Here is a 20,304-nt window from a genome sequence, read left to right as displayed (position 1 = left end):
CCTGGCCGCGCTGATGCTCCTGGCGCCGGCCGCCCCCGCGTCGGCGGCGCAGACGCTGACGTGGACGGCCGACGACGGCATCACCGCCTACAAGTCGGCGCCGGCCCAGGCCGTCGCCGGCGAGACCACCATCGTGTTCGAGAACAGCGCGGCCACCGGCAACACGACCGGTATGCCGCACACGCTGACCTTCGACACGTCCACCGAGGGTTACAACCACGACGTCACCCTCAACATCCTGGCCAACCCGTTCGACGCCGAGAACGGCCGCCACACGGCGACCGTGACTCTGACCCCGGGGCGCTACCGCTACTTCTGCTCCATCCCCGGGCACGGCCAGATGGTCGGCGAGCTGGTGGTCACCGAAGGCAACCCCGACCCGGACACCACGCCGCCGACGGTGTCGGCCCAGGCGGCCGGCAGCCGGGACGGCGACGGCAACTACATCGGCTCGGCCACCGTCACGGTGGCCGCGTCGGACAGCGGTTCGGGCGTCGACACCGTCCAGTACGCCCTCGACGGCGGAGCGTTCCAGGCTTACACGGCGCCGGTCGCGGTGACCGCGCTCGGAGCGCACACGGTCCGCTACAAGGCGACCGACAAGGCGGGCAACGCCTCGGCCGAGGGCTCGCTCGCCTTCACGGTCGTGGCGCCGGAACCGGACGAGGACACGACGCCGCCGACGGTCGCCGTGCAACTCGCCGGGGACCGTGACGGCGACGGCAACTACGTGGGTACGGTCACCGCCACGCTCACGGCGTCCGACAACGACTCGGGCGTGGCCCGGATCGAGTACTCGCTCGACGGGGCGGCCTTCACCGCGTACACCGCCCCGATCGTCGTCGACACCCCCGGGATGCACATGCTGCACTTCCGGGCGACCGACAACGCGGGCAACACCTCGGCCGAGCACATGTCGCACTTCACGGTCGTCGAGCCGGAGGAGCCGGACACCACCGCACCCACGGTGACCCTCGACGTGGACAACCAGCCCGGTGTGGCCACGGTGACAGTGGGATCCTCGGAGCCCGGAACGATCCAGTACGCGCTGGACTCCGGCGCCTGGATGGCGTATACGGCGCCGCTCAGGATCACGGGGCTCGGCGAGCACACCGTGCGGGCGAAGGCCACCGACGAGGCCGGCAACACCTCGTCCGAGGAGTCGGAGACGTTCACGGTCGTCGGATCGGGCACGGGCGAATGCCCGGTGCCGGACACCCGGGCCACCGTGATCATCGACGGCGACGACACCGGCGTGCCCAACAAGGCCACCGGGAACGGCTGCACCATCAACGATCTGGTCGCCGAGCACGGTGACTACGCCGACCACGCCGCCTTCGTCCGGCACGTGGAGACCGTCACCGCCGCGCTCGTCACCGGCGGCACCCTCACCAAACGGCAGCAGGGCACGATCGTCCGCGCGGCCGCCCGTTCGGACATCGGATCATGAAGGAGAGTTCCGTGAAGAGATTCCTGGCTGCCGTCACCGCCTTCTCCGCGGCCGGTGTTCTCGCCGCCGCCGCGCCGGCCAACGCCGCGCTCGTCACCTACTGCATCGGCACCGGCGGGGCGGTCACCGTCCCGAACGACCTCTACGTGCCGGCCGGCGAGTCCTGCTCGCTGACCGGGACCATCGTCACCGGCAACGTCAGCGTCGCCGCCGGCGGCAACCTGGTCATCGCCGGCGGCCAGCTCGCCGGTGACGTGCGGATCGCCGGCAACGGATATTTCGACGCCTCGGACACCACGGTCTCGGGCCCGGTCGTGCTGGCCGCCGGTGGCTACGGCGTCTTCCTCAAGGACGCCGCGACCGGCGCCATCACCGTGCGCCCCAAGGGAACCACGACGGTCGACAGCTTCCTGTTCACCGAGCGCGCCTCGGTGACGGGCAGTGTCAACGTCCAGGCCGGAGAGGTACGTCTCGACGACGGCACGCAGATCACCGGCAGCGTCAGCAGCACCGGGACGTACTACACCGATCTGCACGACTCGTTCGTGGACGGCACGCTCTCGGTGCTCAACAGCGCCACCGGCAGCGTCGTCTGCGGCAGCTCGGTGCGCGGCAAGGCCACGTTCGCCGGCAACCTGGGCGGGGTGCAGCTCGGCCCGAACGGCCCGCTCGACTCCTGCGCCTCGGGCGGATATTGGGGCAAGGACGTCAGCGTCACCAGCACCACGGGTGGCGTCACGGTCGACGACAACATCATCGACGGCGTGCTGACCGCCACCGGCAACACGCCGGTGGCCCAGATCGCCGACAACAACCGGATCCGCCGCGGCGTGGTCACCGATCCTCCGGCGGCATCCGCGGCCCGCTCGGCGGCTCGGGCGGCCGCTCCGCGCCAGGACGACACCGGCAAGGCCGAGGAGCGGCGTGTGGACGCCGTCCAGGAGGCCGTCGCCGCGGGTCCCGCGGATCTCTGATCCTGTTCTCTCCCACCGGCCCCGGACGCTCGCCGTCCGGGGCCGGTTCCCTTTTCACCGGACCGGCGGTGGCGGAGATATGACATGGCGCAAGATCGCCACCAGCGGTCCCAGCAGGCCACATAGCCTTATCTCGATGGACGAGCCACGGGTTAACAAGAACGTGACAAACCGGATTTATCGTCACCCATGACGGCATCACTGTCGGGAGGCGGGGGCATGGCGGAGAGTGCGGTCCCATCATTGGCCATCGGCATCGCATCGTCGCCGGACGGCCGCAGGAAGCTCGCTCAGTTGCTCGACGGCGCGGGAACGGTGGTCATCGTGTCCACGGTGGACCAGGCGCGGCGGTTCCTCGACGTGGTGGCGCCGCCACCGCTGGAATCCAGCGAGAGCGGGCTGCGTATCGACTCCGACCGGCGGGTGCTGTGCTGGCTCGACCGTGAGGTGGCGCTGACCCCGCTGGAGCACGACTTCCTGCGGTGCCTGGTCGGCGCTCCGGGGCGCGTGCTGACGTACGAGCGACTGCATCTCGAAGTCTGGGGCAGCGAGCACGTCGGGCGCGGCTCGGACATCCACTCCATGGTGCGCCGGGTGCGCGGCAAGCTGGCCCGGCTCGGGGTGGCCGCGACCATCCACGCGATCCGGGGCGTCGGCATCCGGTTCTCGCTGTGAAAGGGGCCGGCCCGCCCGCGTCGAACGCGGACGGGCCGGCTTGCTCTCTCGGAGGGATCAGCAGCGCACGGGCAGGAGAGCGAAGTTCTCCACCTTCGGCGCGGCCGGGTTGATCTTCGTGGTGCGGGCCTGCGGCTTCCAGCCGTCCTTGGCGGCGATCAGGGTGAGCGGGTTGTTGCGCTTGTCGAGCCAGTACGCGTACGTCCCGTCGGCCTCCGTGGCGAACGTGAGCGACGTGGCCCACGAGTCCACCTGGACCGTCGCCCCGGCCAGCGGCGAGCCGCTTCCGCCGGTGCAGGACGCCCCGGTGACCGTGCCCATCAGCTTGGCCCAGGTCTTCGGGGGCGAGGCGTTCAGGGTCACGCCGACCGGCGGCACCGAATAGGGAGTGTTCTCCTTGATGGTGACCAGGCCCGTGTAGGCGCCCGGCTGGTCCACGGCGGCGGTGATGCCGACCGTGACCGTGGCCTTCTTGCCCGGGGCCAGCGTGACCGACGGCTTGTCGATCGTCAGCCAGCTGACGTCGCCGCCCTCGGCGCACTCCTCGAGACCCGGCAGGACCTCACCGCTGGCCGTCGCGTTGAACGACCCCGAGGAGCCGCCGACCTTGTAGAAGCCGCACGCCGCGGCGCCGCGGTAGCGGGCCGTGTTGGCGTTCGGCAGGGCGGCCCAGGTGCCGGCCGCCGGGTCGTACGCGAAACCGGCGTTGGTGACCGCGTTGGCCTGCGAACCGCCCACGACGAGCAGCTTGCCGTTGGCCACCGCGAACGACGCCGCCCAGTGGTCGGACGGAGCGTCGGCGATCGGGCTCCACGTGCCGCCGGCCACGTCGAAGGCGTAACCGGCCTTCAGCGAGGCCGAGCCGTCGTTGCCGCCGGAGCAGTAGACCGCGCCGTCGATGCCGCCGCAGGAGGCGAACGCCAGCGACTTCGGGTAGTTCGCCAGCGTCTCCCAGCTGTCGGCGGCCGCGTCGTAGCGGACCACGCTGTTCGACATCGGCAGGCAGCCCGAGGTGGTGCAGCCGCCGACCGCGTACAGCTTGCCGTCGACGACCGCCTGGCCGGCGGCCGAGCGTGGCGCCGGGTTGTCGGCCTTGCGCGTCCACGCGTTCGCGCCCGGGTCGTACGACCACGTGGCGGCCTCGGTGCCCGAGGCGCCCCAGCCACCGGTGGCGATGATCTTCCCGTCGATGACACCCACAGTCATCGCCGAGCGGGCCTCGGGCAGGTCCGCGATCGCCGTCCAGGCCTGGGTGGCCGGGTCGTAGACGTAGTTGGCCTTGGCCGCGACCGACCCGTCGGTGCCGCCGATCGAGTAGACCTTGCCGTCCAGGTTCACCACCCGGTTGTCCATGACCTTGCCCGGGTACTCGGCGATGTTGGTCCACGGCTCGGCCAGCGGGCCGTCCGCGGTGGTGGCCGTGGCCGCCGCCTTGCCCGAGGGCTTGGCCGCGAACGAGGTCGCCACGGTCAGCCGCTGGGCCGCCGCGCCCGGCGCGGCCAGGATGGCCTCACGGGACGCCTTGCTGCCGTCGGCCTTCAGCATCTCGAAGCCGCTGTCGCGCTCACCGAACTCCACGGTGACCGGCTGGGTGCCGGTGTTGGTGACGGTGAACTTCTTGTTCGCGGTGCCGTCGGGCAGCCGCAGGTCGGTGCTGAGCGAGGCCGGTGCGACCTCGAGGCGCCCGGCGCCCAGCTCGAACGCGGCCGCCGTGACCCAGTCGGCCTCGACGTTCACGGTCGCGCTGCCGGCGGCGTAGCTGCCGGCCGTGGCGTCGAACGTGTGCGTGCCGGTTTTGGTCGACAGCATCCAGAAGAAGCCGTCGGCCAGTTCGGTGTCGTCCGGCGTGGCGACCGTGGTGGCCTTGTCGGCCGGGGCGTCCTTGCTGGTGACGGTGGCGCCGTTGACGTACCCGCCGGTGTTGCCGTCCTTGACGTGCCCGACGACCAGGCCGCTGTCGACCGGCTCGCAGCGGACCTCACTGCCGATCAGGACGTTGTCGACCTCCCACCACCAGGCGTACGAGCCGTCGACGTAGTGGAAGCGGACCTGCACCTGGGACTTGCCCGCGGCCTGCGGGATCGCCACCTCGGTGCGCGCCGGGCCGGTCACGCCGGCCGTCTGCGAGAGCACGGTCTCCCAGGTCGTGCCGCCGTCGACGCTGAGCTCGACGTCGGTGCGCTCGGAGCCGTACTGGCGGAACTCCTGGTCGAACCGGACCACCGGCGCGCTGACGCCGGTCAGGTCGACCACCGGGCTGACCAGCGACGTGTTCTGCTTGCTGCCGCCGCCGTAGCCGTCGCTGTCGATGATGGCGAAGCCGCCGGCGCCGCCGGTGTTGTTGCCCCGCTTGCGGTCGTCGGTGAACTTCCAGACCTGCCCGTTGCCGGTGTGGTCGACGACCGTCCAGTCGCCGGGCGCGGCGTCGAACGTCTGGTACACGCCGTCGGAGGCGAACTCGTAGCCGGGCGCCGCCGTGCAGTCGTCGGCCGAGGCCGGCACGGCCACGTTCTGCGTGACGTTTCTGGTGCCGACGGCCACGTCCTTGGTCACGGTCTCGTAGCCCGGGTACTGCGGGGTGAAGGTGAGCTTGTACGAGGCCCCGGCCGGCAGCTTCACGCTGTAGCGGCCGTTCGTGGGCGTGGTGTAGTCGGAGACGCCGCCCGGGCCGGCCACGGTCACCTTGGCGTACAGGGGCCAGCCGTGCCCCGAGCCGTCGGAGACCGTGCCGCCGACCGTCACCGTCGGCACGGCCGTCAGGGCCACGTCGGCGGTGCTCGTCTCATCGGCGGTGACGGTCGCGGTCAAGGACTTCGAGCCATAGCCGTACGCCGAGACGGCCACCTGATAGGCGCCGGCCGGAAGCCGCGTCGAGTAGGTGCCGTCGGTGCCGGTGACCACGTCCCGCTCGGCCTCGCCGGTCAGGGCGAGCGTGGCGTTGGCGATCGGCGCGCCGGTCGCGGCGTCGGTCACCTTGCCGGCCAGCGTGCCGGTGTCGCCCACGGGAGCGGCGGCCACCAGCGCCAGCGCGTCGAGGCGGCCCTCGCCGAAGACGTTGTTGTCGTCGGTCGAGCCACCGCACTGCGTGGCGCCGGTGTCGGTGGCGCTGGTGTCGAGCAGCGCCTTGGTGCCGGCGATGTCACCGACCAGAGCCGGAGCGGCCGACCATGCCAGCGCGATCGCGCCGGCCAGGTGCGGTGCGGCCATCGAGGTGCCGCTGATGCTGTTGTAGCCGCTGCCCGGCCAGCTCGACCGGACGTTCACGCCGGGGGCGGCGATGTTCGGCTTGAGCTCACCGTTCTGCCCGGCGCCGCGCGACGAGAACTCGGCGATGACGTTGTTGACGTCGTACGCGCCGGCCGAGTAGTTCGCGGCGAGACTGCCGGGTGAGCCACTGGTCGTACAACCGGGCCCGATGTTGCCGTTGGACCAGACGCCGAAGATGCCCGACGCCTCCCAGGCGTCCGTGACGTCCTGCATGAACGGCTCGGTCGAGGGCTGGGTGGTGCCCCACGAGTTGTTGATGATGTTCGGGCGCTTGCTCGCGTCCGGGTTGGCCCCGGTGTGGTCGGTCGGCTCGAGCAGCCACTGACCGGACGAGATGAGCGCCGCGTCCGAGGGGCAGCAGCCGTTGGCCGCGATCCAGCGGACGCCCGGCGCCACACCGATGTCGGTCGCCCCGGCCATGGTGCCCATCGTGTGGGTGCCGTGCCCGTTGGTGTCGCAGGGGGCGCCGCCGCTGCCGCAGGCGCCGGCGGCGTCGAACCAGTTGTAGTCGTGGGTGAAGGTGCCGTCGCCGTTGTTGCCCCGGTAGGAGCCCACCAGCTGCGGGTGGTCGAACTGCACGCCGGTGTCGATGCTGGCGACGGTGATGCCCTCGCCCGTGACGCCGTACTGCTCCCAGACCTTGTCGGCCTTGATGTTGGCGATGCCCCACTCGACCGCGTCGACGGCCTTCTCGTTCGTGCCCTCGGCCACCTTGGGCACCTCGATGGCCACGGCCGGGTAGAGGCCCTCGACCTCCGAGTGCGCCGCGAGGCTCTGCACCAGATCGGCCGAGCCGCCGCTGACCTTGATGGCGTTGGTGGCCCAGAAGGCCTGATATTTCGTGCCGTCCCGGTCGAGCTCGGCCTTGACGGCGCCCTGGCTGCCGGCCGCGGCCTTCTTGAGGGCGGCGGCCACGGCCGTGCCCCGCTCGTTCCAGTCCTTGATCTTGCTGGCCGCGCTCAGATCGGCCTTGCCGCCGAACCGGATCCAGAAGTCGCCGCCCCCGCGCGCCGCCATCTGCGCGGCGAGCTCGGGCCGGACCTTGTCCTTGGGTGCCGCTTGGGCGCTGCCGCCGACCGCGACGAATCCGGCCGTGGCGACGAGCATCGCCAAGGCTCCTGCCGTACGTTTGAGGTGTCTACCTCTCGCCATGCTGTCTCCCTCATGGGGTCTCGGGCGCCGGACGGATCACGCCGGCCACCTGAACAGCACGCTAAGATCCACATTCATCGATGCTCAAGACGCGCGATGAGCAATCGGTGGTCACCCGGTCAGCAAAATGCGTCGGGTCGTTTAAAGGGCCTCGCCGACCACCTTGGCCGCCGCCTCGGCCAGGTCGGTGCCGGCCTCGCCGGCCCGGGCGCACAGGGCCAGGTACGCCTCGTCGCCGCCGCAGCCGGCGGCGGCCCGGATCAGCTGGATCGCCATCCGGATCGTGGCCCGGACGCTCAGGGCCTCGGTGTAGCCCTCGACCAGCTCCCGCCCTCCGGGCTCGAGCGCGTCGAGCCGGGCGTCGGCGCGCTCGCCGTGCACGAGGCAGATCCCGGCGATCAGCGGGGCCATGGCGACATGGTCGCGGCTGTAGACGTTGAGCACGGCCACGGCGTCACCGCGGCCGGCGAACAGCGGCACGGACACCGAGGCACGCAGGCCCAGGGCGGGCGCCTCTTCGTGGAAGCGGGGCCATCGCACGGTCAGGCCGATGTCGGGCACGCCGACCGGCTCGTTCGCGCGCAGGGCGTCGAGGCAGGGCCCGGCACTGTCGCGGTACTGAGCGTCGTCGACCGCGCGGATCAGCTCGTCGCTGACGGCCACGGTCGTGTACTCGGGGCCGCGCAGCGCGGTGATCGAGCAGTAGTGCGCGGCCGCGACCCGCTCGGTGGTGAGCCGCGCGATGGCCGTCAGTCGCCCCGGCACACCCGGCGCGTGGTCCGGTGTCGCCGCCAGGGCGGTCAACGCCGAAGCCAAGGGCCCGTTCACCCCGCCCGCATACCCTCGTAACGGGTCGGTATTCGCCCGGTTTGCCATGATCCTTGCGGGGTACGCCGGTGATCATGAGCGTGGGCTTCGACGAGCGCCGCACGGAGGCGGTCTCACCCTGGATGTTGCCCGGCGGCGGCGGAGGAACGCCCTGCTGGAGCGCCACCGCGCGGGACGCCGCCGTCGCGGCCGTGGTCAGCGCGGGCTCGGTCTGGATCGTGGCCCGGCTGCCCGGCCAGTCGAGGGTGGCCCTGCGGGTGGCGCACTGCCCGCACGGCCACCCGAGGGTCACCGCGACCGACCCGACCGGCACCGGAGCGCGGTTGCTGATCGAGTCGGCCATCGGCGTCTTCCGGGCCGAGATCGAGCTGCCCGGCCCGTCGCTGCACGTGCGGACGGCACTGAGGCCACACGTGGCCCTGGCGATGCCGTTCTGGCCCCGCGACCTGGCGGTGCTGGGCCCGGCCGCCGAGGGCCGCGTCTACGCCCCGCCCGGCCCGGACAGCCTGCGTTTCAGCGTGACCGCGCCGGGCCGGGACAGCGTGCTCTACCGCCAGAACCTCGCGGCCCTGGCCGACTACGCGGAGCAGACCGGCACGTCCCTGACCGGCGCGGTCGGCGGCACGTGGCCCGAGCTCGGTCTGGCCCTCCCCGGATCGGCCGAGGGCCACCTCGAGCCGGGCCGCGACACAGTGCTCTCAGACGCGTACCTGACCTTCACGAACGGCGTGACCGAGCTGGGGCCCGGCTAGAGGGTCACCTTTCCGCAGAGGTGGACCTCGATGCCGAGGGCGGCGAAGAAGGCCGCCTTGGCCAGCAGGGCCTTGTCGGCGGTGGCGGCGTCGGGGGCATAGGCCACGTTCAAGTGGTTGGCCTTGTGGCGGGCCATGAACTGGTCTCGGGTGATGCCGTGCAGAACCGCGTGCATGATGGGCCAGGCCGGGGTGGTGGCCTGCGAGCGGCGCTCCGACTCCTCGGGCGGCAGGGTGACCGCGGTGGCCCGGCCCAGGTCGGCGTGCACGGTGCCGTTCTGGATGAAGACCCGGGACCAGACCACCTCGCCCGGCTTGGAGATGCCCTTGATGGTGGAGCCGCCCAGCGGGAAGTAGACCGGGTCCTGGCGGAGCCCCACCGCCTCGGCGTAGCCCGTCTCGAAATGGGACGGCGGGACCGAGCCGGAGATCTCCCAGACCCACACGAACTCGCCGTCGTAGTCCTCGCCCCAGCGGATGTCGTGCAGTGTGGTCGCCGGGTCCAGGCCCATCGCGGTCCACAGCCGGTTGGTGATCAGGGCGTCCACGGCCACGCCCTCGTCGGCCTCGTTGAAGTGGGGGAGCGGGCTGCCCTCCCACAGCACCCGGGCGCCGTCGCGGGATGTCACCGGTGGGCGGTCGGCGTTGTTCAGCAGGCCCTCGGCCAGGTCGGAAGCCGGGCAGATGTCCTTCAGGCCCTGCTGATACTGGATGCCCACCGCGTCCAGGCCGAAGTCGTCGCTGATGCGCAGGGCCGCGATGTACATCTTGTACTGCCAGCGCAGCTGCGCCTCCGTCAGCTCGGACGCCTCGTCGGTGCCCAGCTCGAAGGTCATGCCCTTGGCCAGCAGCCAGGCGCCGACCGCGTCGGCCTCGGCGTCGGGGACGCGCTGCATCTCGGCCCACAGCGCGCTCTGTGACAGGCGCTCCTTGTAGATGCCCAACGGGTTGAGCAGTTCGTCGTCGATGATGGCGTTGTACATGCCCATGCAGCCCTCGTCGAAGACGCCGATGATGGCCTTGTCGGCCAGCAGTTCCGCCGCCAGCGCCCGGCCGAGGTCCGTCTCCGGGCTTTCCGGCAGGGCGGGGAGTTCGGAAACGTGGGACGTGTCGTGGTCGATGGTCCCGTTGACCACCCAGCTGCGCAGGCCGGCCTTGAACCATTCGTCGGTGAAATCGACCGACCAGATCGTCGAGTAGGGCACGCCCATCTTGGCCATGCCCGCGTTGACACCGAGCAGGCCGACCAGGCCGGGCCAGTCACCGGCGAAGTTCGCCACGGTCAGGATCGGGCCGCGGTGGGTCCGCAGCCCGGCCAGCACGTGGTGGCTGTACTGCCACACGGCCTCGGCCACGATCAGTGGCGCGTCGGGCGGGATCGTCTTGAAGACCTCCAACCCCATCCGCTGGCTCGAGATGAAGCCATGACCAAGTTCCCGGTTGTACGCATGTGCGCGCCGGACGGTCCAGCCCAGCTCGGCCAGCGCGGCGGTGACGGCGGCCTCCATCTGCTCCTGGACCGGCCATCCGGCCCGGTTGGCAGCGGGCCGGAGGTCGCCGCTGGCGATGAGATAGGCGGTGTTCGGGTCCAGGGCGGGACGTGACGGTACGGCGGGGAGGGTGTACGAGGTCATGGGATCCTCCGTTGGCGGGTGGCGAGGGTGTGCGCGATCGAGCGGGTGGCGGGGTAGAGGTCGCGGTAGAGCCCGTACAGCTCGTCGTAGCCGTCTTCGGTGGACGGCCGAACGGTCTCGGCGGCCGGGTTCCAGGCGTCGATGTCCACGGGTTCCTGGGAGAGCGCGGCCAGATAGGCCGCTCCGTAGGAGGCGCCGGTGGTCACCCGCGGCACCACTTGGGCCAGGCCGGTGACGTCGGAGACGATACGGGTCCACAGGCCGCCGCGGGTGCCGCCGCCGACCGCGACGACCCGCTTGATGCCGGCGCCCGAGTCCCGCAGGACCTCGACGTTGTGGCGGACGCCGAGCGCGGTCGCCTCCAGCGCGGCCCGGTAGAGGTCGCCACGGGTGTGTTCCACGGTCAGGCCGGCGATGACGCCCCGGGCGTCGGGGTCCATCAGCGGCGTGCGCTCGCCCGCGAGGTACGGCAACATGAGCAGCCCTCGGGCGCCGGGTCCGGATTCCTCCGCCTCCTTGACGAGCGACGGGAAATCGGAGCCGGTGAGGTCGCGCAACCATGACGTGACGGCGCCCGAGGTGGCCATGCCGCCGGCCAGGTTGCGGGTGCCCGGGAAGGCGCCGACCGTTCCCCACATCACCGGGCTGGTGAGCGGGCGGTCGACCGTGGCGATGAGGAACATCGTGGTGCCGTACATCAGCATCAGATCGCCCGGCCGTTGCGCGCCGACGCTGACCGCCTCGGTCCACGCGTCGATCGTGCCGGTGATGACCGGCGTCCCGGCCGGGATGCCGGCCAGCGCCCGTGTGGTCGTCCCGGCGACGTCGCCGGGCCAGGCCAGGGGCGGCAGTTCCAGATCGGGCGCGATGAGTGAGACCCATGGCTCGTACCAGTCCAGCGCGTGCGTGTCGAAGAGCGGCGTGCACTGGCTGGCCGAGTGGTAGTCGAGCGTGTAGGCGCCGGTGAGTTTGTACGCCAGCCACGAGGCCGGCATGAACAGGCGGTCGCCCCGGACGCCGCGCGCCGCCAGCCAGGCCAGTTTCGGCCCCACCGACTGCGTGGAGAGGGCCGAACCGCACCGTTCCCGGATCGTGTCGGCGCCACCGAGCTGCGACGTCAGGGCGGCGATCTCCGCGGTGGCGCGCGTGTCCACCCCGTACAGGATCGCTTTTCTCAACGGCTTTCCGGCCTTGTCCGTCAGCAGAACGCACGGGCCCATACCGCTGACCCCGACCGCGGCGACGGTGACCCCGGCCGTGAGCTCCTCGGCCAGCGAGACGAATTCGTCCCACCAAAGTGAAGCGTCCATCTCGGCGTGGCCGGGATGCGGGCGGTCGACCGTGTGCTCGCGCGCTGCCGACCGCAGCACCGCCCCATCGGCCGAGACGAGGACGCCCTTGCTGCTGGAGGTGCCGATGTCGACACCGAAGTAGAGGCTCACAGCGCCCTCAGAACCACGGTGCGGGCCGGGCTGGTGTCGCCGCCGATGCGTTCCAGGAGCAGGCCGGCCGCGGCCGCGCCGAGCTCGCGGGCGGGCACGTCGACGACGCGGATGCCGCGCCGGGCGAACGACGCGAACGGCAGGTCGCCGAAGACGGCCAGGCCGAACGCGGGCGGGGCGAGACCGGCGTCGTGCAGCGCCTCCAGAGCGCCGGCCGCCATCAAATTGTTGGCCACCACGGCGGCGTCCGGCGGGTCGGGCTGGGCCAGCAGGTCGGCCATCGCCTTGCGGCCACCCTCCACGCGGTAGTCGGCGTAGCGCAGGAGGTCTTCGAGATAGGCCGAGCCGGTGTGCCGGGCCGCCGCCTGCCGCCAGCCCGCCATGCGCAGCTGGGCCGTCTCGACCGAGGCCGGGCCGGTGATGCAGGCGACCCGGGTGAAGCCGGCCGCGAACAGCGCCTCGGCCGCCGACCGGCCGCCGGCCCGGTTGTCGACGGTGACCGCGTCGACGTCGGCCCGGGCCAGGCTGCGGTCGACGGCGACCACCGGGCGGCCCAGGTCGACCAGGCGGCTCACGTCGCTGGCGTCGTCGGCCGGGGCCAGGATCACGCCGGCCATGTGCTCGGCCAGCGCGATGTCGATGTAGGTGGCCTCGCGGCCGGGATCCTCGTCGGTGTTGCAGAGCACCACGGAGTAGCCCTTCTCGCTGGCCCGGTCCTCGACGCCGCGGGCCAGCGCGGTGAAGAACGGGTTCTCGATGTCCGGGATGATCAGGCCGATCACCGCCGAGTGCTGGCCGCGCAGGCGGCGGGCGGTGCGGTTGGGGGTGAAGGCGAGGGCCTCGGCGGCGGCCCGGACCAGCCGTTCCGACTCGGGGGAGACCTTGGCGCCGTTCAGGACGCGGCTCACGGTCGAGGGGGAGACGCCGGCGCGGGCGGCCACCTCGTAGATCGTCACCATCCGGACTGCACGGCGTCGATCTCCGCCAGCAGCGCGCCGGTCTGCCGGGCGGCGATCGTCAGCAGCAGCGGCGCCACCACGAAGGCCAGCACGCCGGCCGAGGCGGCGGCCGCGAAACCGGCCAGCACGGTCAGGCCGGTCAGGGTCAGGGCCCAGGCGGGGCGGTACGCGGCGAGGATGGCCCCGCCGCGCAGCGCCGCCAGGCCACGCTTGCCCCGCACCGCACCGTAGGCCAGCGCGAACGGCCCGACGATCACCACGGCCGCGGCCGGCACGGCGCCCCAGGGGGCGAGAAGAGCCAGACCGGAGACCGACAACAACAGCGCCAGTACGGGATCGACGCGGCGCAGCGCGGACAGCGACGGCCCGTCACCCCGCGCCACCTGGGCCGCGAACGAGGCGACACCGGTCAAGGACACGAGGATCGGAAGCACTGTGGCCGCCGCGAGCCAGCGTGGGGCGCCGTACAGCAAACAGAGGGAGAGCGGGACCGACGCGGCCAGAGTGACCACCCCGGCCGCGAGAGTGCGGGGGAGCTCGTGCCAGAACGCGGTGGCGCCCGACCAGGTCTCGTTAGTCAAAACAGCCATTGAGGGGTTCCTAGAGCTTGAGACCGCTCGACGCGATCGATTGCACGATGTAGCGCTGCGCGGCCAGGAAGACGATGAGAACGGGGACGATCGCCATGGCGATGCTGGCCGCGATGGTGCCGAGGGAACCGGTGGAGAAACGGCCGGCGAGAAGCACCAGGCCGACCGGGAGGGTCTGCTTCTCGGTGTCGCTGATCATGACCAGAGGGAGCAGCAGATCGTTCCACCAATAGGTGAAACAGAGGATGCCCAGGGTGGCGATGGACGGGCCGGACAGCGGCAGGATGACCCGGGCGAACGTCCGGAAATGGCCGGCGCCGTCGAGCTTGGCCGCCTCCTCCAGTTCGTACGGCAGGGCCAGGAAATGCTGGCGCAGCAGGAAGATGCCGAAACCGCTGAAGATGCCGGGCAGGATCAGCGACCACAGCGTGTTCGTCAGTTCCAGCTTCGACATGACCAGGAACAGCGGCACGATGGTCACCTGGATCGGGATCATCAGCGAGCCGATGACGATCGCGAACAGCACGCCCTTGCCCCGGAAACGCAGGCGGGCGAAGGCATAGGCGGCGGTGGCGCAGGTGACGATCTGCGCCACGGTCACCGTGGTGGCCACGATGACGGAGTTGAGGAAGAACCGGAAGTACGGCACCTGTTCGGTGACCTTGCCGAAGTTGCTCGCGGTCAGATTGGCCGGGTCGAAAGTCGGCGGGAGCTTGTAGAGCTCCGCGTCGGAACCCGAGAAGGCGCCCCGGAAAATCCACAGGAACGGCGCGGTGATGGCGAGGGCGGCGACGACGAGAATCGCGAACGTCGCGACGCGGGAGAGGATGCGGCTCATTCGTAGAACGTCCATCTGCGGGAGAACCGGAACTGGATCGCGGTGAGCACGATGAGGATCAGCATGAACGTGATGCCGATGGCCGAGGCGTACCCGAGGTCGAAATCGCCGAAGGCGCGGTCGTAGAGATATTCGACGATCGTGCGGCTGGCGTCGCCCGGCCCGCCCTGTGTCAGGACCCGGGGCTCGGCGAAGATCTGGAACGAGTTGATGGTGTTGATGACGACCAGGAAGAAGATGGTCGGCGACAGCATCGGGAACGTGATGCGCCAGAACCTGGTCCAGGCGTTGGCCCCGTCGACGATCGCGGCCTCCTTGAGCTGGTCCGGAATGGCCTGGAGGCCGGCGATGTAGACCAGGATCGAGAAGCCGATCGTCTTCCACGAGTTCACGACGATCACCGAGATCGGGGCCCACGTGGACGAGCCGAGCCAGTCGATCCGGTCGATGCCGATGAGCCCGATCAGATAGTTGACCAGCCCCAGGTCCTTGTTGAGCAGGAACCGCCAGATCAGGGCGACGGCCGAGGCCGAGACCACGAACGGGAAGAGGAACGAGAGGCGGAAGAAACCGCGCAGCCAGCGCGGCATGCGCGTTTCCAGCAGGACGGCCAGCAGCAGGCCCAGGACCACGTTGACGGCCAGGATCGCCAATGCCATGTACGCCGTGGAGCCGTACACCCTCAGCAATCTCTCGTCGCTGAGGAGCCGGTCGAAATTGTCGAGGCCGACGAAAGTGCCGTCGCTGAGCAGGTTCCAGTCGAAGAAGCTCAGGTAGAGAACGCCGGCCGTCGGGGCCAGAACGAAAATCAGGAAAGTCACGATGGCGGGGGACAGGAAGCCCAGTGCGGCCAGCCCATCGGTCTTCTTCTTGCGAGGGGCCCTCCGGCCCGGATCGGTGGCGACCGGGGCCGGAGGTGTCATCACGTCAGTCATTTCAGCAGGTCACAATGCTGCTCAGCTCACTCTGCATGGTCTTGAGACCATCGGCGACGGGAGTTTCACCCGCGAAGATGAGCTGGAGGTGGCGCAGGACTGTCGACTCGAAGGCGCTGTACTTGGCCGGCGCCGGGTACGGAACCAGCGTCGGGTACTTGTCGATCGAGTCGTAGAAGAGGTCGGAGTTCGCGGGCGGAACACCGGTCTTGGCGATGGTCTGCGCGATCGAGCGGCGCGACGGAATGGAATCGCCGGGCTTCTCGGGCGTACCGACGTACTGCTTCTCGATCTCCTCGCTGACCGTGAACTTCTGGTATTCCCAGGCCAGATCGGGGTTCTTCGACGACTTGAGGATCGGATATCCGGCGCCGCCGAAGACCGTCTTGTACGTGTCGCCCTTGGGGTAGAGCTGAATGTCGAACGCCTTGAAACCGGCCGGCAGGAAGGTGCCGATCGGCCAGCGGCCCGCGCCGAACATGGCCACCTGGCCGTTCTGGAAGCGGGTGAAGACGTCGCTCATCGGCATCGGCGCGGGGGCGACGCCGTCGGTGATGAGCTTGTTGAGGAAGGTGACGGCCTTGGTCACCTGCGGCGTGTCGGCCGTCGCCTGGCACACGTCGTCGCTGGTCAAATTGCCGTTCGCGTTGGCCACCCAGGGCATGATGCCGGGGAAGATCTCGTTGCTGGCCCACGTGAAGCCGTACCGGTCGGTCTTGCCGTCCTTGTTGGTGTCGGCCGTCAGCTTCTTGGCCGTGGCGGCGAAGTCGTCCCAGGTCCAGTCGGCCTTGGGCGGCTCGACGCCGGCCTTTTTGAACACGTCGGTGTTGTAGTAGACGACCATGTCGTTCCAGCCGTAGGTCAGCGTGACGACGTCGCCCTTGACCGTGAAACCGTCGATCAGGCCCTGCGCGATGTCGCTGGTGATCGTCTTGGCTTCGGCGTCCTTGTCCAGATAGTCGTTGATCGGCTTGATGAGCTTGTTGGCGTGGACGAACTGGGCGCCCTCGCCCGAGATGACCATGAGATCGGGGCGCTTGCCCGAGGCGATCAGCGTGGCCACGTTGGCGTAGTAGGTGCCCCAGTTCTCGCCGGTGACCGGGGTCAGCGACACCTTGGTGTCGGGATGCGCGGCCGTGAAGGCGTCGGCCGTGGCCTTGTTGCCCTGCTCGGCGGCGGGGCCGTAGTTCCAGTAGACGATCTCGAGTGACTTCTCGGAGGCATCCCCGGCGTCGTTGCTCGAGCAGGCCGCCAGGGTGGCCGCGAGCGCGCCCAGCGCCACGAGCTTCCGTAACGAGGTGTTCATGAGCCTGCGTCCCTCTCGAATTGGGAGCGGATTAGAGGCGGTGCGGTGTGGGACACAGTGAAAGCCAAGAAATCGATTTCGTCAAGGATCCGGCTCAGGGTCATTTGCACCGCCTCTGACCAGCCTGGTATCGATTTAGGCGATCTCCGCCCGCAGCACGATCGTGCGCGGCGGCTGGATGTCACCGCCGATGCGCTCGAGCAGCATCGTGGCCGCGGTGAGGCCCAGGTGACGGGCCGGAAGGCGCACCTGGATCACGGCCGGCGGGGTCAGGAACAGGAACGGGAGCTCGCCCACCACGGCCAGGCCCCGGTCCACGCCGGACTCGACGATGGCCTGCAGCGCGCCCACGCCCATCAGGTTGTTCGTGGTCAGCACGGCCTCGGGGGGTTCGGGCAGCTCAAGGAGCCTTCGCATGGCGGCGTGACCACCGTCGGCCCGGAAGTTGGCGTGCTGCAGATAGCCGTCCGGGATCTCGGCCCGGCGGGCGGTCATCACCTGGCGCCAGCCCAGGAACCGGTCCTCGGTCGCCTCGATGCCGACCGGCCCCGCGATGCAGGCGATCCGGCGGTGCCCGGCCTCGAACAGGGCCGTCGTGGCGGCGATGCCGGCCGCCCGGTTGTCGACCTTCACGGCGTCGACCGGGTACGGGGTGGTGCGGTCGACCGCCACGACCGGGCTGCCCAGCTCTGAAATCGCTCCCAGGTCGGCCTCGTCCGAGCTCGGGGCCAGGATCACCCCGGCCATCTGCTCCGATGCGGCGATCTGCAGGTAGCGCAGCTCCTTCTCGGGGTCGTCGTCGGTGTTGCACAGGACGATCGAGTAGCCCTTCTCGCTGGCCTTGTCCTCGACGCCGCGGGCCAGCGCGGTGAAGAACGGGTTCTCGATGTCGGGGATCAGCAGCGCGACCACCTCGGAGCTCTGTTTGCGCAGGCGGCGGGCGGTCTTGTTGGGCGTGAAGGCCAGCTGGGCGGCGGCGTCGCGCACGGCTCGCTGCTTCTCGGGCGACACCGGGTTGCCGTTGAAGACGCGCGAGACGGTCGCCGGCGAGACTTTTGCGAGCGCCGCTACCTCGTAAATGGTGGCCATGGGGGCTCACTCTAGGTGTTGACGCGCCGCGGTCTCCGCTCTATGTTCCGTGAAACCGATTTCACTGGAGGGCGAGCATGGCGCAGTACACCGGAGACGCGCGGCGCGCGGTGGCGTTCCCGCTCGGCGGGCTCGGCACCGGGCATGTGGCGCTGTGCGGCGATGGAGCGCTGCGGCAATGGCAACTGCACGGGGTGCCCAACCACACCGGCTTTCTGCCGGACAGCTTCTTCGCCCTGCGGGTCTCGTCGCTGGAGCCGCCGTCCGATGTCGTACGTCTGCTGAGGTCGGCCCCTCTCGCACCTTCGGAGAATCCCGCCGCCAACGTCTCCGACGCGGACGTTCCGCCCGAGGACCCGTGGCGCTGGCCCTTCGTCGAGGACACCACCTTTTCCGCGTCGTATCCCTTCGCCCGGGTGGCCTATCACGATTCCGCGCTGCCCGTTTCCGTGACCCTCGAAGCGCACACGCCCTTCGTGCCGCTCGACGTCGACGCCTCGTCGCTACCGCTGATCCGCTACCGGTTCACCGTGCGCAACGACTCGGCCGAATTCCGGCACGGCTATCTGCTCGGCGCCCTGCAGAACGGCGCCGGCTGGGACGGGGTCACCCCTCTTTCCGGTACGTCGGGAGCGGGCTACGGGGGCAACGTCAACCGGCTGCTCCGGCGGCCGGGACAGAGCGGCGTGCTGATGGACAACCCGTCCCTGGCCGAGGACTCTCCCGGTTTCGGGGAGATGCTGCTCTGGACCGATTCGCCGGCCGCGGTGCTGCCCCGCGCCGCCGATTCCGCGTCCCTTCTGCGTTTCGCCGAAACCCTGCGCCTGGTGGCGCCGACTCAGCTCGGCGACTTCTCCGGCGCCGCTCTGCGGGCCGCCCTGCGCGACGGCGCCTCGCCCATCGTTGCGCCCCACGGGCCCAGCCCGGCCGGTCAGACGTGGAACGCCGCAGTGGCGGCCGCTTTCGCGCTGGCGCCGGGGGAGACGGCCACCATCGACATCATTCACGCGTGGTGGTTCCCCAACCGCTACGCGGATTTCGATCGCTTCGGGCCGCAGCAGTCGTACGGCCCCACGCGTTTCTGGATCGGCAACCACTACGCGACCCGCTTCGGCGGCGCCCTCGACGTGCTGGACGCCTATCTGGCCGACCGGGAACGCCTCGACGAGGCGTCCCGGAGCTGGGCGTCGGAGGTCGCGTCCAGTGATCTGCCGGCGCCGCTGAAAGAGACGATCGAAGCGCAGCCCACCCTCGTACGATCGCCCAGCGTCTTTCGCACCGCGGACGGAAAGACCTTCGCCTTCGAGGGGGCGCTCGGCGCCTCGACCCGCAACTGGAACGGCGACGCGGGCGGATCGTGCCCGCTCAACTGCAATCACGTCCTCAACTACGAGCAGGCGCTGTCCCGACTCTTCCCGTCGGTGGGACGCGACATGCGCGAGACCGAGTTCCTCATTCAGGGCGCGGACGGGTCGATTCCACATCGGGTCGTGCTGCCGCTCTATCTGCCGCAACTGCACGGGGTGCCGATCGGCGGGCCGGTGCGGCCAGCGCTGGACGGCATGCTCGGAGCGGTCCTCAAGACGTACCGCTGCGTCCTGGACGGCGCCGGGGATGATTGGCTTCGTTCGTACTGGCCCGCACTCGTCCGGCTCATGGAGCACATCACGGAGAAATGGGACCAGTCCGGGGACGGTGTGCTGCGCGGCGAGCAGCCCGTGACGTACGACATCGCCCTGCACGGCCCCAACATGTTCGTCGGCGCCCTGTGGCTGGCCGCGCTGCGCGCCCTCTCGGAGATGGCGGTCCTGCTCGGCGAACCGGATCCGTTCGCGGCGACATTCGACAAGGCCTCGGCCGCGTACGACGAGCTGCTCTGGAACGGCGAGTTCTACGCCCAGCCGCCGTCCGGCGAGGCCTACGACTTCGGCCGGGGCTGCCTGTCCGACCAGTTGCTGGGGCAATGGTGGGCGCACGAGCTGGGCCTCGGCCACCTCCTGCCGGCCGACCGGGTCCGCACGGCGCTGAAGTCGATCGTCCGCCACAACCTGCGGACGGGCTTCGAGCCACACGGCTACCGCTCGTTCGCCGACGGCGACGAGACCGGACTGGTGGTCTGCTCGTGGCCGCACGGGGGCCGCCCGGCGGTGCCGCTGCGCTACTGCGACGAGGTGTGGACGGGCGTCGAATATCAGGTGGCGGCGCACTGCTTCTACGAAGGCCTCGACGAGGAGGGCCTGACCATCGTCCGCGGTGTGCGGGCCCGCTACGACGGCCGCCGCCGCAACCCGTACAACGAGATCGAGTGCGGCGACCATTACGTCCGCGCCATGGCCGGCTGGTCGGTGCTGACGGCATGGTCCCGAACCCACCCCGGTCGCTATCCCGCTCTCTAGCCAGCCCCTGTTCGGCG

The 20,304-nt window shown here is 70.3% G+C and carries 15 protein-coding genes and 1 pseudogene; 6 read left to right on the top strand and 10 right to left on the bottom strand.

Features of this window, described 5'->3' with window-relative positions:
* Positions 1–46: 46 nt before the first annotated feature.
* The 4 genes and pseudogenes from ACQP2X_RS34160 to ACQP2X_RS34145 all read left to right on the top strand — a co-directional run.
* Positions 47–898 (top strand): annotated as a pseudogene (locus ACQP2X_RS34160) (cupredoxin domain-containing protein); the annotation flags it as partial.
* A 15-nt stretch (positions 899–913) separates the two neighbouring features.
* A complete protein-coding gene (locus ACQP2X_RS34155) occupies positions 914–1,450 on the top strand; it encodes an OmpL47-type beta-barrel domain-containing protein (protein WP_498701100.1) in 537 nt (178 codons plus the stop codon).
* Positions 1,451–1,461: 11 nt separating this feature from the next.
* Positions 1,462–2,424 carry a hypothetical protein gene (locus ACQP2X_RS34150; protein ID WP_498688968.1) on the top strand — a complete coding sequence of 321 codons (963 nt, stop codon included), beginning with the start codon at positions 1,462–1,464 and terminating at the stop codon, positions 2,422–2,424.
* Between the two features lie 219 nt (positions 2,425–2,643).
* The gene (locus tag ACQP2X_RS34145) at positions 2,644–3,099 is read left to right on the top strand and encodes a winged helix-turn-helix domain-containing protein (protein WP_498688966.1); all 456 of its coding nucleotides are present in this window, start codon (positions 2,644–2,646) and stop codon (positions 3,097–3,099) included.
* A gap of 57 nt (positions 3,100–3,156) precedes the next feature.
* Here ACQP2X_RS34145 and ACQP2X_RS34140 read toward each other — a convergent pair whose 3' ends face one another.
* Both ACQP2X_RS34140 and ACQP2X_RS34135 read right to left on the bottom strand, forming a co-directional pair.
* Positions 3,157–7,518: a S8 family serine peptidase gene (locus ACQP2X_RS34140; RefSeq protein WP_498688964.1), complete on the bottom strand. Its 4,362-nt coding sequence runs from the start codon at positions 7,516–7,518 to the stop codon at positions 3,157–3,159.
* Between the two features lie 141 nt (positions 7,519–7,659).
* Complete coding sequence (locus tag ACQP2X_RS34135) at positions 7,660–8,334, bottom strand: GAF domain-containing protein (protein WP_498688962.1); 675 nt, start codon at positions 8,332–8,334, stop codon at positions 7,660–7,662.
* 86 nt (positions 8,335–8,420) lie between these two features.
* Here ACQP2X_RS34135 and ACQP2X_RS34130 point away from each other — a divergent pair, with 86 nt between their 5' ends.
* On the top strand, positions 8,421–9,098 hold the full coding sequence (locus ACQP2X_RS34130) for a hypothetical protein (protein ID WP_498688961.1): 678 nt from the start codon (positions 8,421–8,423) through the stop codon (positions 9,096–9,098).
* Here the strand turns inward: ACQP2X_RS34130 and ACQP2X_RS34125 are convergent.
* The 8 genes from ACQP2X_RS34125 to ACQP2X_RS34090 all read right to left on the bottom strand — a co-directional run bounded on the left by ACQP2X_RS34125 (position 9,095) and on the right by ACQP2X_RS34090 (position 17,891).
* Entirely contained in the window at positions 9,095–10,732 is a 1,638-nt protein-coding gene (locus tag ACQP2X_RS34125; protein WP_498688960.1) for a fucose isomerase, read from the bottom strand. The two genes, ACQP2X_RS34130 and ACQP2X_RS34125, sit on opposite strands and share 4 nt — an antisense overlap.
* The gene (locus ACQP2X_RS34120; protein WP_498688958.1) at positions 10,729–12,174 is read right to left on the bottom strand and encodes an FGGY-family carbohydrate kinase; all 1,446 of its coding nucleotides are present in this window, start codon (positions 12,172–12,174) and stop codon (positions 10,729–10,731) included. Before ACQP2X_RS34120 ends, ACQP2X_RS34125 begins: the two co-directional genes overlap by 4 nt.
* Complete coding sequence (locus ACQP2X_RS34115) at positions 12,171–13,133, bottom strand: LacI family DNA-binding transcriptional regulator (RefSeq protein WP_498688956.1); 963 nt, start codon at positions 13,131–13,133, stop codon at positions 12,171–12,173. The genes ACQP2X_RS34120 and ACQP2X_RS34115 overlap by 4 nt, the downstream gene beginning before the upstream one ends.
* On the bottom strand, positions 13,127–13,723 hold the full coding sequence (locus ACQP2X_RS34110; protein ID WP_498688954.1) for a hypothetical protein: 597 nt from the start codon (positions 13,721–13,723) through the stop codon (positions 13,127–13,129). The genes ACQP2X_RS34115 and ACQP2X_RS34110 overlap by 7 nt, the downstream gene beginning before the upstream one ends.
* A gap of 10 nt (positions 13,724–13,733) precedes the next feature.
* Positions 13,734–14,561, bottom strand: a complete 828-nt coding sequence (locus ACQP2X_RS34105) for a carbohydrate ABC transporter permease (protein ID WP_498688953.1) — start codon at positions 14,559–14,561, stop codon at positions 13,734–13,736.
* On the bottom strand, positions 14,558–15,496 hold the full coding sequence (locus ACQP2X_RS34100; protein WP_498688951.1) for a carbohydrate ABC transporter permease: 939 nt from the start codon (positions 15,494–15,496) through the stop codon (positions 14,558–14,560). Before ACQP2X_RS34100 ends, ACQP2X_RS34105 begins: the two co-directional genes overlap by 4 nt.
* Before the next feature lies 1 nt (position 15,497).
* Positions 15,498–16,802: an ABC transporter substrate-binding protein gene (locus tag ACQP2X_RS34095; protein WP_498688950.1), complete on the bottom strand. Its 1,305-nt coding sequence runs from the start codon at positions 16,800–16,802 to the stop codon at positions 15,498–15,500.
* A 135-nt stretch (positions 16,803–16,937) separates the two neighbouring features.
* Positions 16,938–17,891: a LacI family DNA-binding transcriptional regulator gene (locus ACQP2X_RS34090; protein WP_498688949.1), complete on the bottom strand. Its 954-nt coding sequence runs from the start codon at positions 17,889–17,891 to the stop codon at positions 16,938–16,940.
* 77 nt (positions 17,892–17,968) lie between these two features.
* Here ACQP2X_RS34090 and ACQP2X_RS34085 point away from each other — a divergent pair, with 77 nt between their 5' ends.
* A complete protein-coding gene (locus ACQP2X_RS34085) occupies positions 17,969–20,287 on the top strand; it encodes a GH116 family glycosyl hydrolase (RefSeq protein WP_498688948.1) in 2,319 nt (772 codons plus the stop codon).
* The last annotated feature ends 17 nt before the right edge of the window (positions 20,288–20,304 follow it).

Source organism: Actinoplanes sp. CA-131856, assembly GCF_050956135.1.
Taxonomy (GTDB): domain Bacteria; phylum Actinomycetota; class Actinomycetes; order Mycobacteriales; family Micromonosporaceae; genus Actinoplanes.
This window is presented reverse-complemented; position numbering and strand designations above follow the sequence as displayed.

Coding starts and splice junctions, on each gene's coding strand:
- ACQP2X_RS34155 (WP_498701100.1), top strand. CDS start 914: ATGTCGCACTTCACGGTCGTCGAGCCGGAGGAGCCGGACACCACCGCA.
- ACQP2X_RS34145 (WP_498688966.1), top strand. CDS start 2,644: ATGGCGGAGAGTGCGGTCCCATCATTGGCCATCGGCATCGCATCGTCG.
- ACQP2X_RS34140 (WP_498688964.1), bottom strand. CDS start 7,518: ATGGCGAGAGGTAGACACCTCAAACGTACGGCAGGAGCCTTGGCGATG.
- ACQP2X_RS34130 (WP_498688961.1), top strand. CDS start 8,421: ATGAGCGTGGGCTTCGACGAGCGCCGCACGGAGGCGGTCTCACCCTGG.
- ACQP2X_RS34125 (WP_498688960.1), bottom strand. CDS start 10,732: ATGACCTCGTACACCCTCCCCGCCGTACCGTCACGTCCCGCCCTGGAC.
- ACQP2X_RS34115 (WP_498688956.1), bottom strand. CDS start 13,133: ATGGTGACGATCTACGAGGTGGCCGCCCGCGCCGGCGTCTCCCCCTCG.
- ACQP2X_RS34110 (WP_498688954.1), bottom strand. CDS start 13,723: ATGGCTGTTTTGACTAACGAGACCTGGTCGGGCGCCACCGCGTTCTGG.
- ACQP2X_RS34105 (WP_498688953.1), bottom strand. CDS start 14,561: ATGAGCCGCATCCTCTCCCGCGTCGCGACGTTCGCGATTCTCGTCGTC.
- ACQP2X_RS34100 (WP_498688951.1), bottom strand. CDS start 15,496: ATGACTGACGTGATGACACCTCCGGCCCCGGTCGCCACCGATCCGGGC.
- ACQP2X_RS34095 (WP_498688950.1), bottom strand. CDS start 16,802: ATGAACACCTCGTTACGGAAGCTCGTGGCGCTGGGCGCGCTCGCGGCC.
- ACQP2X_RS34090 (WP_498688949.1), bottom strand. CDS start 17,891: ATGGCCACCATTTACGAGGTAGCGGCGCTCGCAAAAGTCTCGCCGGCG.
- ACQP2X_RS34085 (WP_498688948.1), top strand. CDS start 17,969: ATGGCGCAGTACACCGGAGACGCGCGGCGCGCGGTGGCGTTCCCGCTC.